This is a genomic window from Ramlibacter henchirensis, from assembly GCF_004682015.1.
Lineage (GTDB): Bacteria > Pseudomonadota > Gammaproteobacteria > Burkholderiales > Burkholderiaceae_C > Ramlibacter > Ramlibacter henchirensis.
On record NZ_SMLM01000002.1, the window covers coordinates 1004718 to 1019077 of the forward strand.

The 14360-nt window shown below is 69.0% G+C and carries 16 protein-coding genes; 8 read left to right on the forward strand and 8 right to left on the reverse strand.

Annotation, left to right across the window (positions count from 1 at the left end):
- Positions 1-29: 29 nt before the first annotated feature.
- From EZ313_RS17495 to EZ313_RS17510, 4 genes are all read left to right on the forward strand, one after another.
- A complete protein-coding gene (locus EZ313_RS17495) occupies positions 30-263 on the forward strand; it encodes a DUF3460 family protein (RefSeq protein ID WP_135264539.1) in 234 nt (77 codons plus the stop codon).
- Between the two features lie 53 nt (positions 264-316).
- Positions 317-1114, forward strand: coding sequence for a segregation and condensation protein A (locus tag EZ313_RS17500; protein ID WP_135264704.1), 798 nt, complete (start codon positions 317-319; stop codon positions 1112-1114).
- Positions 1114-2691, forward strand: coding sequence for an L-aspartate oxidase (gene nadB, locus EZ313_RS17505; protein WP_135264540.1), 1578 nt, complete (start codon positions 1114-1116; stop codon positions 2689-2691). The genes EZ313_RS17500 and nadB overlap by 1 nt, the downstream gene beginning before the upstream one ends.
- 118 nt (positions 2692-2809) lie before the next feature.
- A complete protein-coding gene (locus EZ313_RS17510; RefSeq protein WP_135264541.1) occupies positions 2810-3415 on the forward strand; it encodes a 3-keto-disaccharide hydrolase in 606 nt (201 codons plus the stop codon).
- 19 nt (positions 3416-3434) lie between these two features.
- On the opposite strand, the gene nadA is transcribed toward EZ313_RS17510, so the two are convergent.
- Positions 3435-4550, reverse strand: coding sequence for a quinolinate synthase NadA (nadA, locus tag EZ313_RS17515; RefSeq protein ID WP_135264542.1), 1116 nt, complete (start codon positions 4548-4550; stop codon positions 3435-3437).
- A gap of 10 nt (positions 4551-4560) precedes the next feature.
- Positions 4561-5421: a carboxylating nicotinate-nucleotide diphosphorylase gene (nadC, locus tag EZ313_RS17520; RefSeq protein WP_135264543.1), complete on the reverse strand. Its 861-nt coding sequence runs from the start codon at positions 5419-5421 to the stop codon at positions 4561-4563.
- An 83-nt stretch (positions 5422-5504) separates the two neighbouring features.
- Here nadC and EZ313_RS17525 point away from each other — a divergent pair, with 83 nt between their 5' ends.
- The gene (locus EZ313_RS17525) at positions 5505-5828 is read left to right on the forward strand and encodes a thioredoxin family protein (protein WP_135264544.1); all 324 of its coding nucleotides are present in this window, start codon (positions 5505-5507) and stop codon (positions 5826-5828) included.
- Here EZ313_RS17525 and EZ313_RS17530 read toward each other — a convergent pair.
- The 5 genes from EZ313_RS17530 to EZ313_RS17550 form a co-directional block, all read right to left on the reverse strand.
- Positions 5825-6517 (reverse strand): hypothetical protein, encoded by a 693-nt coding sequence (locus EZ313_RS17530; RefSeq protein WP_135264545.1) that lies wholly within the window; start codon positions 6515-6517, stop codon positions 5825-5827. The two genes, EZ313_RS17525 and EZ313_RS17530, sit on opposite strands and share 4 nt — an antisense overlap.
- Before the next feature lie 55 nt (positions 6518-6572).
- Positions 6573-7565, reverse strand: a complete 993-nt coding sequence (locus tag EZ313_RS17535; RefSeq protein ID WP_135264546.1) for an NAD(P)H-dependent glycerol-3-phosphate dehydrogenase — start codon at positions 7563-7565, stop codon at positions 6573-6575.
- 19 nt (positions 7566-7584) lie between these two features.
- Positions 7585-8049: a protein-export chaperone SecB gene (gene secB, locus EZ313_RS17540; RefSeq protein WP_135264547.1), complete on the reverse strand. Its 465-nt coding sequence runs from the start codon at positions 8047-8049 to the stop codon at positions 7585-7587.
- Between the two features lie 89 nt (positions 8050-8138).
- Positions 8139-8399: a glutaredoxin 3 gene (gene grxC, locus EZ313_RS17545; RefSeq protein ID WP_135264548.1), complete on the reverse strand. Its 261-nt coding sequence runs from the start codon at positions 8397-8399 to the stop codon at positions 8139-8141.
- A gap of 38 nt (positions 8400-8437) precedes the next feature.
- The gene (locus EZ313_RS17550) at positions 8438-8845 is read right to left on the reverse strand and encodes a rhodanese-like domain-containing protein (RefSeq protein WP_135264705.1); all 408 of its coding nucleotides are present in this window, start codon (positions 8843-8845) and stop codon (positions 8438-8440) included.
- A 79-nt stretch (positions 8846-8924) separates the two neighbouring features.
- Between EZ313_RS17550 and gpmA the strand changes: the two genes are divergently transcribed.
- From gpmA to EZ313_RS17565, 3 genes are all read left to right on the forward strand, one after another.
- Positions 8925-9668, forward strand: coding sequence for a 2,3-diphosphoglycerate-dependent phosphoglycerate mutase (gene gpmA / locus EZ313_RS17555; protein WP_135264549.1), 744 nt, complete (start codon positions 8925-8927; stop codon positions 9666-9668).
- 162 nt (positions 9669-9830) lie between these two features.
- Positions 9831-11273 carry a S41 family peptidase gene (locus EZ313_RS17560; protein ID WP_135264550.1) on the forward strand — a complete coding sequence of 481 codons (1443 nt, stop codon included), beginning with the start codon at positions 9831-9833 and terminating at the stop codon, positions 11271-11273.
- Between the two features lie 78 nt (positions 11274-11351).
- Positions 11352-12113: a HesA/MoeB/ThiF family protein gene (locus tag EZ313_RS17565; protein ID WP_135264551.1), complete on the forward strand. Its 762-nt coding sequence runs from the start codon at positions 11352-11354 to the stop codon at positions 12111-12113.
- Here EZ313_RS17565 and EZ313_RS17570 read toward each other — a convergent pair.
- Positions 12110-14359, reverse strand: coding sequence for an AsmA family protein (locus EZ313_RS17570; RefSeq protein WP_135264552.1), 2250 nt, complete (start codon positions 14357-14359; stop codon positions 12110-12112). The two genes, EZ313_RS17565 and EZ313_RS17570, sit on opposite strands and share 4 nt — an antisense overlap.
- Position 14360 lies beyond the last annotated feature (1 nt).

Sequence of the window (14360 nt, forward strand, 5' to 3'; positions counted from 1 at the left end):
TAAAATTGCCTGCTCACCCGATCGAGTCTATGTCCAAGTTGCTCCGCATCTTCCGCCGGCCGGACTACAAGTCCGACGTCACCCAGTTCATCGAACAGCTGAAGGCGCAGCGCCCCGACATCGAAGCCCAGCAGCGCGCCGGCCGCGCCATCTGGTGGGACAAGCACATCGACCGCGAGGCGCTGGGGGACTGGAAGAAGGCCCGCGTGCCGCAGAAGCCCTACGTGTACGGCAGCGGCGGCGACTCGTCGGATTCCAAGTGAACGACAGCGAACGAACCAGCCTGCCCGAAGGCGCTTCCGCGGACGTCCCGGGCATGCCCGACGTGGTCGACCAGGTCGCGCTGGCGCGTCTCTACGGCGAACCGCTGTTCGCCATGCCGACGGACCTGTACATCCCGCCCGATGCGCTGGAGATCTTCCTCGAGGCATTCGAAGGCCCGCTGGACCTGCTGCTGTATCTCATCCGCAAGCAGAACTTCAACATCCTCGACATCCCGATGGCGGCGATGACCCGCCAGTACCTCCAGTACGTCGACGAGATCCGCTCGCGCAACCTGGAACTGGCGGCCGAATACCTGCTGATGGCGGCCATGCTCATCGAGATCAAGTCGCGCATGCTGCTGCCCCCCAAGAAGACGGCGGAAGGCCAGGAGCCGGAGGACCCGCGCGCGGAGCTGGTGCGCCGCCTGCTGGAGTACGAGCAGATGAAGATGGCCGCCGCGCGCCTGAACGCGGTGCCCCAGGTCGGCCGCGACGTGCTGCGCGCCCAGGTCTACATCGAGCAGTCGATGCAGCCGCGCTTTCCGGACGTCAACGTCGTCGACCTGCAGGAAGCCTGGCGCGACATCCTCAAGCGCGCCCGGCTGGTGCAGCACCACAAGATCACGCGTGAGGAGCTCTCGGTGCGCGAGCACATGAGCATCGTGCTGCGCAAGCTGCAGGGCCGCAAGTTCGTGGAGTTCGAGAACCTGTTCGACACCAGCCGCGGCATGCCGGTGCTGATCGTGACGTTCATCGCCATGCTGGAACTGGCCAAGGAGACGCTGATCGAGGTGACGCAGGCGGAAGCCTTCGCGCCGATCTACGTGCGCCTGGCCTACCAGCCCGCCTGATGGAAACCTCGCTCGACTTCGATGTCGTCATCGTCGGCAGCGGACTGGCCGGCCTCTCCGCCGCGATGCATCTCGCGCCCACGCACCGGGTCGCCGTCATCACCAAGCGCGGCCTGGCCGACGGCTCCAGCGGCTGGGCCCAGGGCGGCATCGCAGCCGTGATGGACCGGGGCGACAGCTTCGAATCGCACGTCGACGACACGCTGGTGGCCGGCGCCGGGCTGTCCGATCCGGAGGCCACGCGCTTCGTCGTCGAGCACGCGCCCGAAAGCATCGCCTGGCTCCAGCAACTGGGCGTGCCGTTCTCGCAGGAGCACGGCCAGCTGCACCTCACCCGCGAAGGCGGCCACAGCGCGCGCCGCATCGTGCACGTCACCGATGCCACCGGCGCGGCCGTGCAGCACACGCTGATCGACCACGTGCGGCGCACGCCGAACATCCGCCTTTTCGAGCACCACACGCTGGTGGACCTGATCACGAGCCGCCGCATCGGCCAGCTGCCGCAGCGCTGCCTGGGCCTGTACGCGCTGGACGAGCAGGCGGACCAGGTCGTCACCTTCCGCGCGCCGCAGACCATCCTGGCCACCGGCGGCGCGGGCAAGGTCTACCTGTACACCACGAATCCCGACACGGCCACCGGCGACGGCATCGCGGCGGCATGGCGCGCCGGCTGCCGGGTGACGAACATGGAGTTCATCCAGTTCCACCCGACCTGCCTGTGGCACCCGCTGGTCAAGAGCTTCCTGATCACCGAGGCCGTGCGCGGCGAAGGCGGGCGGCTGCTGCTGCCGGACGGCACGCGCTTCATGCCGCAGCACGACCAGCGCGCCGAACTCGCGCCGCGCGACGTGGTCGCCCGCGCCATCGACTTCGAGATGAAGAAGCACGGCCTGGACTGCGTGTACCTGGACATCTCGCACCAGCCGGCGGCCTTCATCCGCGAGCACTTCCCCAACATCCACGCGCGCTGCCTGGAGCTGGGCATCGACATCACGCGCCAGCCGATCCCGGTGGTGCCCGCGGCCCACTACACCTGCGGCGGCATCCACACCGACCTGGCCGGCCGCACCGACCTGCCGGGCCTGCATGCGATCGGCGAGACGGCTTACACCGGCCTGCACGGCGCCAACCGCCTCGCCAGCAACTCGCTGGTCGAATGCATGGTGTTCGCCCGTTCCGCCGCGCTGGACATCCGCGAAGCGCGGGAGCCGGCCGTGCCGCCGGTGCCCGTCTGGGACGAGAGCCGCGTCACAGACCCCGACGAATCGGTGGTCATCTCGCACAACTGGGACGAGCTGCGCCGCTTCATGTGGGACTACGTCGGCATAGTGCGCACCAACAAGCGCCTGGAACGCGCCGCGCACCGCATCCGGCTGCTGCAGGAGGAGATCCAGGAGTTCTACGCGAACTTCCACATCAGCCGCGACCTGCTCGAGCTGCGCAACCTGGTCACCGTGGCCGACCTGATCGTCCGGTCGGCGCAGGCGCGGCATGAGAGCCGCGGCCTGCATTTCAGCCGCGACTACCCGTCCATGGACGCGGACGCGCAGCCGACCACCCTGACGCCTCAGCGATAAGTTCGCTCCTGGCACCGCTGAGCTGATCGGGCCGACTTCGCATGCGGGTTTGCACCCGGTGCTCTGCCGAGCGTCGCGGCTCTAGCATGGCCCTCCCACACGAACCAGGAGACGGCACATGGGCACCAGGATCAGGAGCGCACTACGCACCGCAGCGCTGACCGGCGCGGTGGCTCTGGCGGGCTGCGCGAACATGATGGGCGGTGGCGGCTGGGTGCCGCTGGTCGACAGCGGCAAGGGGCTGGAGCGGTTCAACCGTGTCGGGGAGGCCGACTGGGCGGTGGTTGACGGCGCGATCCAGGCCACGCGCGGCGGCAGCACCCCGGCCTTCCTCGTCACTCGCGAGTCGTACAAGGACTTCGCGATCCGCGCCGAGTTCTGGGCCAGCGACGACGCCAACAGCGGCATCTTCGTGCGCTGCCAGAACCCGCAGCAGATCACCGACGAGAACTGCTACGAGGCCAACGTATTCGACCAGCGGCCGGACCCGACCTACGGCACCGGCTCCATCGTCAAGGTCGCTCCCGTGCGCCAGCCGCCGCCGAAGGCGGGCGGCAAGTGGAACACCATGGAAGTGACGGCCAAGGGTGACCACCTGGTCGTGATGTTCAACGGCGAGAAGACCGTCGACCACCGCGACCGCAAGTTCGCCAGCGGGCCCGTCGCGCTGCAGTGGGGCCGCGGAACGGTCAAGTTCCGCAAGGTCGAGATCAAGCCGCTCTGAGCGCGCGGCGGCGCGGCGGTCAGGCCGCGCCGAAATGCGGCACCAGCGCGCCGGCCGGCTGGCCGTTCTTCAGCGCTGCCGTGAAGGCCAGCATCCGGTCGATCGGCACGCGCGCGCGCTGGCCGACCGCCGGGTCCACGAAGATCTCGTTGGCGCCGGTCTCCAGCACCTGCGCCAGGCCGGCCAGCCCGTTCATCGCCATCCAGGGGCAGTGCGCGCAGCTCTTGCACGTGGCGCTGTTGCCCGCCGTGGGCGCCTCGAAGAACACCTTGCCGGGATTGAGCGTGCGCAGCTTGTGCATCATCCCGTTGTCGGTCGCGACGATGAACTCCTTGGCATCCATCTCGCGGGCGGCCTTCAGGATGGCGGAGGTGGAGCCGACGGCGTCGGCCAGCGCCACCACGTCGGCGGGCGACTCGGGGTGCACCAGCACCTTGGCCCGCGGATGCTCCTTCTTCAGCGCCTCCAGCTCGAACGCCTTGAACTCGTCGTGCACGATGCACGAGCCGCTCCAGAACACCATGTCGGCGCCGGTCTCGCGCTGGATGTAGCTGCCCAGGTGGCGGTCGGGTGCCCACAGGATCTTGTGTCCCTTCTCCTTGAGCGCGTTGACGATGTCCAGCGCGCAGCTTGAGGTGACCAGCCAGTCCGAGCGCGCCTTCACGGCCGCGCTGGTGTTGGCGTAGACCACCACCGTGCGGTCCGGATGCTGGTCGCAGAAAGCGCTGAACTCGGCGATCGGACAGCCCAGGTCCAGCGAGCAGGTCGCGTCCAGGTCCGGCATCAGCACCCGCTTCTCGGGCGACAGGATCTTGGCCGTTTCGCCCATGAAGCGCACGCCGGAGACCACCAGCGTCTGCGCCGGGTGATCGCGGCCGAATCGCGCCATCTCCAGGGAGTCGCTGACGATGCCGCCGGTTTCCTCGGCCAGGTCCTGCAGGTCCGGATGCACGTAGTAGTGGGACACCATGACGGCGTTGCGCTCCTTGAGCAGGCGCCTGATGCGCGCCTTGAGCTCGGTCCGCTCCGCGGGCGTGGGCTCCTGTGGAATACGCGCCCACGCATGCCGGGTATCGCAGGCATTGCCGACGGGCTGTTCGTACTCGACGTCGAAGATGGGGATGACGGCGCTCATGGGGTTCGGTTCAGAGGTCCTTGAAGCGCATCGAATAGTCCGTGGCCTTCACGTCCTTGGTGAGCGCTCCGATGGAGATGCGGTCGACGCCGGTTTCCGCAAGCTCGCGCACGCGCTCCAGCGTCACGCCGCCGGAAATCTCCAGGATGGCACGGCCTTCGTTCAGGCGCACGGCCTCGCGCAGCGTGGGCAGGTCCATGTTGTCGAGCAGGACCATCTTCGCGCCTGCGGCGAGCGCCTCCTGCAGCTGGGCCAGCGTCTCCACTTCGATCTCCACGAACCCGGCGGAGCGAGAGAGCTCGCTTGCGGCGCGCAGCACCGGCGTCACGCCGCCCGCCGCGGCGATGTGGTTCTCCTTGATGAGGATTGCGTCGTACAGGCCGATGCGGTGGTTGGTGCCGCCGCCGGTGCGCACCGCGTACTTCTGCGCGAGGCGCAGGCCCGGCAGCGTCTTGCGCGTGTCCACGATCTGGGCGCGCGTTCCGCGAACGGCCTCCACGTATGTCGAGGTGCGCGTGGCGACTGCGCTGAGCAACTGCAGGAAATTGAGCGCAGTGCGCTCGGCGGTCAGCAGCGCACGCGCCGAGCCGCGGATCTCCACCACCGGCTGGCCCACGGAGGTGCGCCGGCCCTCCGGCACCGCCCAAGTGATCGTGGCCTGCGGCTCGAGCTGCCGCACCGCGGCGACGAACCACGGGCCGCCGCACACCACGGCGGCCTCGCGCGCGATCACCACGGCCTGCGCCTGCCGCGCGGCCGGGACCAGGCTGGCGGTGAGGTCGCCCTCGCCCACGTCCTCGGCCAGCGCGCGGGCGGCGTCCTGCCGGGCCAGTTCGGCGATCGCCGCCGGGCTGAAATCGAAGCGTTGCATGCGGCGAGCATAGCCTTTGCCCGATGCCTTCGTCGGCATCCCGGCTGACGGGCGTGCCCGGCCGCCGCACGGACAATCCGCGCATGGAAACCGCGTATCTCGACAAGGAACCCGCGCGCGCGGAGGTCGATGCCTGGCCCGGCGCCGCGCTTCTCGAATTCGGCACGCCGTGGTGCGGCTGGTGCCGCAGCGCGCAGCCGAAGATCGCGCAGGCGCTCGCTTCGCATCCGTCGGTGCGGCACGTGAAGGTCGAAGACGGCCCCGGCCGCCCGCTCGGCCGCTCGTTCCGCATCAAGCTGTGGCCGACGCTGGTCTTCCTGCGCGACGGCCGCGAGGTGGCCCGGCTGGTGCGGCCGCAGGACCCGCAGGCGATCGCCGACGCGCTGGCGCAGATCGAAGCGCGCTAGTCGGCCGCGAAGCAGTACATCAGCCCGCCGCCGCCCGTGCCGCGCAGGGCTTCCAGGCTGCAGCCGCGCGAGCCGTGCGACGAGTTCCACGAGCGCGAAGGCTCGTCGTCGCGCAGGCCCCTGCGGTCGTGGTGCCCGACGATGGCCGATCCTTCCGCGCCGGACGTCCAGTTGCGGCACGTCGTGTCGCCGGTCGCCGCCGTGGTGGCGCGGCCGTCGGGCGTGCTGCCGGTGAGGATGTCGTGCTGGTTGACCGGGTCGCCGCTGCCACTGACCGTCTCGCCTTTTTCGGTGAGCGCCGTTTCCTTGGTCAGCTTGTTCTGGCCGTGCAGTTCGTCCACGTTGCTTGCGACGACTGCGCCCTTGGCGTTCTGCCAGGGGCCGCGGCCGATGCGATCGCGCGCGTTCACCGGCGTGCGGCCGTCGCCCGCCGTCGAACTGAGGTAGGCGCGCCAGGTGCGCTGACCGGCACCGACACTCGATGCGAGCGCCTGGCAGTGGCGATCGGCGCCGGCGATGCCGCCGAAGTCCGCGCCCTTGCCGGGGTTCGCGCTCGTCACGAAGAAACTCATGTTGTTCCGGGCCGCGGTTCCACCGGTTGCGCCGGAACCCGCGGGCGGCGATCCGGCGCAGGCGGACAACAACGTGGCGGAGCAAACGGCGGCGAGAACGGCGGGCAGGGGTTGCATGGGGCGTCTCCTGGAGTGGAGAACGCAGGCTAGCGCCGCAGCCGCCGCGTGCGCCCTAGGAAGACTCCGGAGTCGGGTCGCGCTGCATCAGCCGGGCGACGGCCTGCCTCGGCTGCAAGCGACCCTCGAGCACGGCGGCAACGGCCTCCGCGATCGGCATCTCGATGCCCAGCTGAGCGGCGCGCTTCACCACGGTCCGCGCGCAGTAGACGCCCTCGGCCACATGGCCGAGTTCCGCCAGCGCCTGGTCGAGGCTTTGCCCCTGAGCCAGCAGCAGGCCCACGCGCCGGTTGCGGCTGAGGTCGCCCGTCGCCGTGAGCACCAGGTCGCCCAGGCCCGACAGTCCCATGAAGGTCTCGGCGCGGCCGCCGAGCGCGATGCCCAGCCGTGTCATCTCGGCCAGCCCGCGCGTGACGAGCGCGGCGCGGGCATTCAGGCCGAGCGAGAGGCCATCGCACAGCCCGGTCGCGATGGCCAGCACGTTCTTCACCGCGCCGCCGACCTCCGCGCCGGCGACGTCGTCGTTCGCATAGACGCGCAGCTGCGGACCGTGGAACGTCTCGACCAGCGCCTGCCGCACCTCGGGGCGCGCGCTCGCCGCGACCAGCGCGGTGGGCTGCCCGCGCGCCACTTCCTGCGCGAAGCTGGGACCGGTCAGGACGCCGGCGGCGAGACCGGGCGCGACCTGCTGCTGGACCTCGTGCCCGAGCAGGCCCGGCCCGTCCTCGCGCGCTTCAAAGCCCTTGCACAGCCATGCGACCGGCGCGTTGGATTGCGCAAGCGCCACGAGCATCTCGCGCAAGCCCGCCATCGGTGTGGCGACGACCAGCAGTTCACGGTCTTGCGCGACCGCACCGACGTCGCCGGATGCGATGCGCAACGCCTGCGGCAGCGCGAAACCGGCCAGATAGCGCGTGTTCTCGCGGCGCGACTGCATGTCGCGCGCCTGGTCGGCATCGCGCGCCCAGAGCACGACGTCGTGGCGCGCCGTGGCGTTGGCGGCCAGGGCCGTCCCCCAGGCGCCGGCGCCGAGCACGAGCAGCCGCATCGAAGCCGCCGCCCCGCCGTCAGGCCGTGGTGATGATGCGCGAGGGCTGTTCCTGCTGCTGCAGCTGCGACTGCTGCTGCTCGTACATGGCCTGGAAGTTGATCTCGGCCAGGTGCACGGGCGGGAAGCCGGCGCGCGTGATGATGTCGGCCACGTTGCCGCGCAGGTACGGGTAGACGATCTGCGGGCAGGCGATGCCCATGATGGCGTTGAGCTGGTCGCCCACGTTGCGGATCTCGAAGATCCCGGCCTGCTTCACTTCGACCAGGAACACCGTGCGCTCCTTGATCTTGGTCGTGACAGTGGCGGTCACGGCGACCTCGAACATGCCCTCGGCGGCCTGCGTGGCCTCGACGCCGAGCTGGATGTCCACGTTGGGCTGCTCCTGCTCCAGCAGGATCGCGGGCGAGTTGGGCTGTTCCAGCGAAGCTTCCTTGAGGTAGACGCGCTGGATCTGGAAGACGGGGTCCTGGGAGTCGGCCATGGCAGTGGTGCTTTCGTGCAAAGGAAAAGGCCCGCCGGGTGCAACCGAAGCGGGCCGGGATTCGGGTCGGGGCCGGATTATCTCAGGCCCTACCCGCCGTTCAGCAGGGGCATCAGGCCGCCCCGGCTGTCCAGCGCCATCAGGTCGTCGCAGCCGCCCACGTGGGTGTCGCCGATGAAGATCTGCGGCACGGTGCGCCGGCCGGTGATCTCCATCATCTTCAGCCGCTCCTGCGGCTGCGCGTCGACGCGGATCTCGTTGATGTTCTCCACCCCGCGCGCCTTGAGGATCTGCTTGGCCCGGATGCAGTACGGGCAGACGGCGGTGGTGTACATGGTGACGGGTTGCATGTCGGTCGACGGTTTCTCTGCGGTTGTCGAAGCGGCCCTCAGGCCTTCTCGACGGGCAGGTTAGCCTCTTTCCACGCCTTCAGCCCGCCGGCCAGCACTTGGGCCTTTTCGTAGCCGAGTTTTTTCGCGACGCCCAGCGCGCGATTGGCGCGCATGCCATTGGGGCACACCAGCAGCACCGGCAGCGCCTTGTTCTTCACCACTTCGGGCAGCCGCTGCTCCAGCTGGTTCAGCGGGATGTTGCGCGCGCCGCCGATGTGGCCGGCGGCGAACTCCTCCGTCTCACTCACGTCCACCACGACGGCCTTCTCGCGGTTGATGAGCTGCACGGCATTGGAAGTCGACAGCCCGCCCGCCGCGCCGCCCTGCACCACGGGCCACAGCAGCATGGCTCCGGAGGCGAAAGCCACGGCGAAGAGCATCCAGTTGTTGATCACGAAATCCATCGTTGTCCTGAGAAGCGCCCCCTCGGCGCAAAGGCGTGATTCTAGAATCGACGTTTTTTGCCCGGCATGGGCCTTGCGCATGCACAAGCTCGTCCTGATCCGCCACGGCGAATCGACCTGGAACCTGGAGAACCGATTCACCGGCTGGACCGACGTCCCGCTCACGCCCACCGGCATCGCGCAGGCGAAGACCGCCGGCCGCCTGCTGCGCGCCGAGGGCTGGGAATTCGACGTCTGCCACACCAGCGTGCTCAAGCGGGCCATCCACACGCTGTGGCATTGCCTGGACGAGATGGACCGGCAGTGGCTGCCCGTGGTCAAGTCATGGCGGCTCAACGAGCGCCACTACGGTGCACTGCAGGGCCTGAACAAGGCCGAGACCGCCAAGAAATTCGGCGACGATCAGGTGCTGGTCTGGCGCCGCAGCTACGACATCCCGCCGCCGGCGCTGGAAGCGAACGATCCGCGCTGCGAGCGCAATGATCCGCGCTATGCCCGGCTGGCTTCAGGAGAGGTGCCGCTGACCGAATGCCTGAAGGACACGGTGGCGCGAGTACTTCCGTTCTGGAACGAGGCGATGGCCCCGGCCATCCGCTCCGGCAAGCGCGTGCTGGTCTCGGCCCACGGCAACTCGATCCGCGCGCTGGTCAAGTACCTCGACGGCATCTCCGACCAGGACATCGTCGGCCTGAACATCCCGAACGGGATCCCGCTGGTCTACGAACTGGACGCGGACCTGAAACCGCTGCGCCACTATTACCTGGGGGACGCGGAAGCCGCGGCCAAGGCTGCCGCGGCCGTGGCGAACCAAGGCAAGGCCTGACAAACCAAGGCTCGGCCAGGCTGCTGCCGAGTTTGCGCCAGACCAAGGCCGGAAGCCTTTTTTCACGCGATGGCGCGCTCTTCCGGAACCCGCCGGTAACGGGCGCGTCATAGTGTCTTCTCAGGTGTATATTGAAAGTCGAGAGGACTGAAGTTTTCCCCTATGAGCCACAAACTGAAGATCGCCGTCTGGATTTCGGCGGGCGCCCTGGCCGGCGCGTTGACCACGGTCTCGCTGCAGACCGTCGCCCGTGGCTCCCTGGCCCCGCTGCCATTGGAAGAGCTCCAGCAGCTGGCCGCCGTGTTCGGCATGGTCAAGAGCGACTACGTCGAGCCCGTTGACGAAAAGAAGCTCATCAGTGACGCGATCGCCGGCATGGTCGCCAGCCTCGATCCGCACTCGCAGTACTTCGACAAGAAGAGCTACAAGGAATTCCGCGAAGGCACGTCCGGCCGCTTCGTCGGAGTTGGCATCGAGATCTCGCAGGAAGAAGGCCTGGTCAAGGTGGTGTCGCCCATCGAAGGCTCGCCCGCCTACCGCGCCGGCCTCAAGCCGAATGACCTGATCACCAAGATCGACGACACCGTGGTCCGCGGCCTGTCGCTGTCGGATGCGGTCAAGCGCATGCGCGGCGAGCCCAATACCAAGGTGACGCTCACGATCTTCCGCAAGGACGAGAACCGCACCTTTCCGGTGACGATCACGCGCGAGGAGATCAAGACCGTGTCCGTCAAGGGCAAGGTGGTCGAGCCCGGCTACGCGTGGATCCGCCTGTCGCAGTTCCAGGAGCGCACGGTCGAGGACTTCGTGCGCAAGGTCGAGGAGGTCTACAAGGCCGATCCCAACCTCAAGGGCCTGGTGCTCGACCTGCGCAACGACCCCGGTGGCCTGCTCGATGCAGCCGTCGCCGTGTCTGCGGCGTTCCTGCCGGAGAACGTGACCGTGGTGTCCACCAACGGCCAGCTGCCGGAGAGCAAGTTCGTCTACAAGGCGTCGCCGGAGTTCTATCAGCGCCGCTCCGGCAGCGACCCGCTGCGCCGCCTGCCGGCCTCCATCAAGACGGTGCCGCTGGTGGTGTTGGTCAACGAAGGCTCGGCCTCGGCGAGCGAGATCGTGGCCGGCGCGCTGCAGGACCACAAGCGCGCGATGATCCTGGGCAGCCAGACCTTCGGCAAGGGCTCGGTGCAGACCGTGCGCCCGCTCGGCCCCGACACGGGCCTGAAGCTGACCACCGCCCGCTACTACACGCCCAGCGGCAAGTCCATCCAGGCCCGCGGCATCGTGCCCGACGTGCTGGTCGACGAGAGCGAGGAAGGCAACATCTTCTCGATGCTGCGCACGCGCGAGGCCGACCTCGACAAGCACCTGGGCAGCGGCCAGGGCCCCGAAGCGAAGGACCCGTTGCGCGAGCGCCTGCGCGAAGAAGCGCGCAAGCGAGCGGAGGAGGAGTCCCGCAAGCCGGTCTCCGAGCGCAAGACGCCGGAGTTCGGCACGCCGGAGAAGGACTTCCAGCTGGTGCAAGCCCTCAACCAGCTCAAGGGCCGCCCGGTCCTGGTGAGCAAGACGCAGATCATCGAGAACAAGGCCGAGAAGAAGGAAAACTGATCCCGACGGGTCGTAGCCCAAACCTGTCCAGGAAAGCCGGCGCCAGCCGGCTTTTTCTTTTTGCCGACAATGCGCGCCATGACAGACGACGAACTCCTGCGCTACTCGCGCCACATCCTGCTCGAGGAAATCGGCGTCGAAGGCCAGGAGAAGCTGGGACAAGGCCATGCGCTCGTGATCGGCGCGGGCGGCCTCGGATCGCCCGTCGCGCTCTACCTGGGCACCGCGGGCGTCGGCCGCATCACGCTCGTGGACCACGACAGCGTCGATGTCACCAACCTGCAGCGCCAGATCGCGCATGCGATGGCGCGCGTCGGACATCCCAAGGCGAACTCCGCGCGCGAAGCCATCGCGTCGCTCAACCCGCACGTGCAGGTCGAAGCCATCGTGCAGCGCGCCGACGACTCGCTGCTCGACCGGCTGGTGCCGCAGGCGCATGTGGTGATCGATTGCTGCGACAACTTCGCCACGCGGCAGATCGTCAATGCCGCGTGCTTCCGGCACGGCGTGCCGCTGGTCTCGGGTGCCGCGATCCGCTTCGACGGGCAGCTCAGCGTGTTCGACCCGCGGCGTGCGGACTCGCCCTGCTACGCCTGCCTCTTCCCCGCCGACAGCGCGCCGGAAGAAACGCGCTGCGCCACGATGGGCGTGTTCGCGCCTCTGGTGGGCATCATCGGGTCGATGGAAGCGGCCGAGGCGCTGAAGCTGCTCTCGGGTGCCGGTCAATCGCTCGCCGGCGAGCTGCTGATGCTGGATGCGCGGACGATGGAATGGACGCGGATGCGAACACCGCGCCGCGCGGACTGCCCCGTCTGTGCGACCCGGGCGATGACCGCCTAGGGCGCGATCGGCTTGCCGGGCGTGCCGGTGCCCAGCGCATCGGCTGCGGGCGCCCGAGCGGCCGCCTGCGTGTTGCCGGGCCGGCGGGCATCAGCGTTGTTGCCGGCGGCACGCGCGTTGCTGTTGTTGGGTGCGGGCCCCGCGCCCATTCGCGTGCCGGCAGGTGCTTCGGACGGCTTGGTGCCCGGTCCCTCGGCCGGCGGCGCCGACTTTCCGACTCGCGTCTCGGCGCGCGACGCGGCCGCTTCCTTCAACGTGCCCACGCAGTCGGCGTCCTTGCCGGGGCCGGTCTCGATCGTCGCCGCCAGCGCCAGCAGCGGGTTGATCGCTCCCAGGCCGATGGCCAGGGCGGCACGCCCCGCGAGCGCGCTCTTCTCCAGCCCGACGTCGGGTGCGCCGAACGTGCCCGCGACCTTCAGCGGCGAACGCAGGCTCAGGATGCTGGTGTCCTTGGGCTGCGGCTTGATCAGGGCATTCATCGATTCGCGCGCCAGGTTGATCTCGGCGCCGCCGTGGAAGACGGTGTCGTCCGTGTCGAGCACCAGCGCGCGCGACGTCATCACGCCGTCCTTCACGTCGAACGCCGTGGCCGCGCAGCGCAGTTCCACGCGCTTGTCGCCGCGCGCCAGGAACTTGAGGATCTCGCCGCCGTCGAGGCCGGCGAATTCCAGCAGGATGTTGCTGATCTCGCCCCTGCCCATCAGGAGTGCGACGTTGCCGTTCGCGTTGGCGAGCATCTGCGCCACCGAGCCGCCGCGGGCCGTGAGGTCCACCTGCCCCTGGATCTTGCCGAAGCTGTTGCGGGCCGACTCCGATTTCGGGAAGAGGCGGTTCAATTCGAGCGATCGCGCATCGAGCCTGGTCTGCACCGCGACGGGCTTCGCATTCGAATCGATGCGCACCTGCCCCGCCACCCGGCCGCCGGCCACGCCGAGGTCGAGCGGGTCCAGCACCAGCAAGCCGTTCTGCAGGCGTACGTGCACGCCCATGCGGTCCAGCGGCAGGCCCTTGGCATTGACCACGCGCGCCGCGTCGACGCGCACGTCGGCGTTCATGGAATTGAGGCGGCTCACGTCCAGCGGCGCGCCGGGCAGCACCTTGCGGTTGGGGTCCTTGGGTTCCTTCTTGCCGTCCCTGGCCTTCGCGTCCTGCGGCTGCGCCTTGGCGACGCGCTGCTGCTCACCGGGCGGACCGCGGCGCTCGTCCTTCAGGCCGATCACCGGCGCGAGATCCTCGAAGTCCAGCGTGCGCGACTGGAGCTTGCCCGCCAGCTGCGGCACCTTCTGCGAATTGTCGAAGGCCAGCTCGCCCGCCATGTCGGTCTTGCCCAGCTTCGCGCCGATCTCGCGCACGCGCCACACCTCGCCCTGCTTGGAGAGCTGCCCCGCCACGCTGTAGGGCGGGGTGTCGGGCAGCGTGACGCCCACCAGCCGGTACAGCTCGGCGAGGTTCGGGCCTTGCAGCTGGAAGTTGACGTTGGCGCCGTCCAGCGTCGCGAGGCTCGCGATCGAGCCGCGGGCGTGCAGCTGGGTGCCGCCGGCATTGGCGTGCACCTCCGCCGGGAAAGGCTGCTGCAACGGTGCGCTCAGGTACAGCACGTCGCCCGTGCGGCCTTCGGCATTGAAGGCCTGTTCGCGCCAGCGCCCATCGGCCTTGAAGCGAAGCGGCATGCGCGAACCCGTGCTGGTGGCTGCCGCCTGCGCCTGCTGACGGTCCATCGCGAACTGCAGGCGGATGTCCGCGCCCTGGTGCCGCGCGACGTAGTGCGCGCTGCCTTCGTCGATCACCAGCGCGCCGATCGACGGCACGTTGCGCTCGTCCTTGGTGTCTTCGCCCAGCGCCCAGGTGCGGCGGCCATCCGGCTCGATCTGCAGGCCCAGCTGAGGCTTGGTGAGGTGGATCGAAGGCAGGACGATCTCGCGGCGGAACAGCAGCGGCCACAGGCGCACCTCGACCTCGGCGCGCTCGGCCTTCACGAGGTGGCGATCCTGCGCCCACTGCGGGTTGGCGAACTCGATGCCGTCCATGATCACGCGCGTCGTCCTCCCGAGCTTCACGTCGAGGTGGCGCGTGATCTCGAACTGGCGCCCGGTCTTCTCGGTGACGTAGCGGTTGACCGGGCCGCGCAGCGTGTCCCACGGGAAGAAGACGGCCAGCAGCACCAGCGCGAGCAGGAAGAGCACGATCCCCGCGACGACCTTGAACCAGAGACGGTTGCGAAGGGGCGACGCGGCGGCGGTGCTCATG

What these genes read in the sequence shown, in the direction of transcription:
- nadB (WP_135264540.1), top strand. Translation starts at nt 1,114, where the DNA reads ATGGAAACCTCGCTCGACTTCGATGTCGTCATCGTCGGCAGCGGACTG.
- gpmA (WP_135264549.1), top strand. Translation starts at nt 8,925, where the DNA reads ATGCACAAGCTCGTCCTGATCCGCCACGGCGAATCGACCTGGAACCTG.
- EZ313_RS17510 (WP_135264541.1), top strand. Translation starts at nt 2,810, where the DNA reads ATGGGCACCAGGATCAGGAGCGCACTACGCACCGCAGCGCTGACCGGC.
- EZ313_RS17525 (WP_135264544.1), top strand. Translation starts at nt 5,505, where the DNA reads ATGGAAACCGCGTATCTCGACAAGGAACCCGCGCGCGCGGAGGTCGAT.
- EZ313_RS17565 (WP_135264551.1), top strand. Translation starts at nt 11,352, where the DNA reads ATGACAGACGACGAACTCCTGCGCTACTCGCGCCACATCCTGCTCGAG.
- EZ313_RS17500 (WP_135264704.1), top strand. Translation starts at nt 317, where the DNA reads ATGCCCGACGTGGTCGACCAGGTCGCGCTGGCGCGTCTCTACGGCGAA.
- EZ313_RS17560 (WP_135264550.1), top strand. Translation starts at nt 9,831, where the DNA reads ATGAGCCACAAACTGAAGATCGCCGTCTGGATTTCGGCGGGCGCCCTG.
- EZ313_RS17530 (WP_135264545.1), bottom strand. Translation starts at nt 6,517, where the DNA reads ATGCAACCCCTGCCCGCCGTTCTCGCCGCCGTTTGCTCCGCCACGTTG.
- EZ313_RS17535 (WP_135264546.1), bottom strand. Translation starts at nt 7,565, where the DNA reads ATGCGGCTGCTCGTGCTCGGCGCCGGCGCCTGGGGGACGGCCCTGGCC.
- secB (WP_135264547.1), bottom strand. Translation starts at nt 8,049, where the DNA reads ATGGCCGACTCCCAGGACCCCGTCTTCCAGATCCAGCGCGTCTACCTC.
- nadC (WP_135264543.1), bottom strand. Translation starts at nt 5,421, where the DNA reads ATGCAACGCTTCGATTTCAGCCCGGCGGCGATCGCCGAACTGGCCCGG.
- EZ313_RS17550 (WP_135264705.1), bottom strand. Translation starts at nt 8,845, where the DNA reads ATGGATTTCGTGATCAACAACTGGATGCTCTTCGCCGTGGCTTTCGCC.
- EZ313_RS17570 (WP_135264552.1), bottom strand. Translation starts at nt 14,359, where the DNA reads ATGAGCACCGCCGCCGCGTCGCCCCTTCGCAACCGTCTCTGGTTCAAG.
- EZ313_RS17495 (WP_135264539.1), top strand. Translation starts at nt 30, where the DNA reads ATGTCCAAGTTGCTCCGCATCTTCCGCCGGCCGGACTACAAGTCCGAC.
- nadA (WP_135264542.1), bottom strand. Translation starts at nt 4,550, where the DNA reads ATGAGCGCCGTCATCCCCATCTTCGACGTCGAGTACGAACAGCCCGTC.
- grxC (WP_135264548.1), bottom strand. Translation starts at nt 8,399, where the DNA reads ATGCAACCCGTCACCATGTACACCACCGCCGTCTGCCCGTACTGCATC.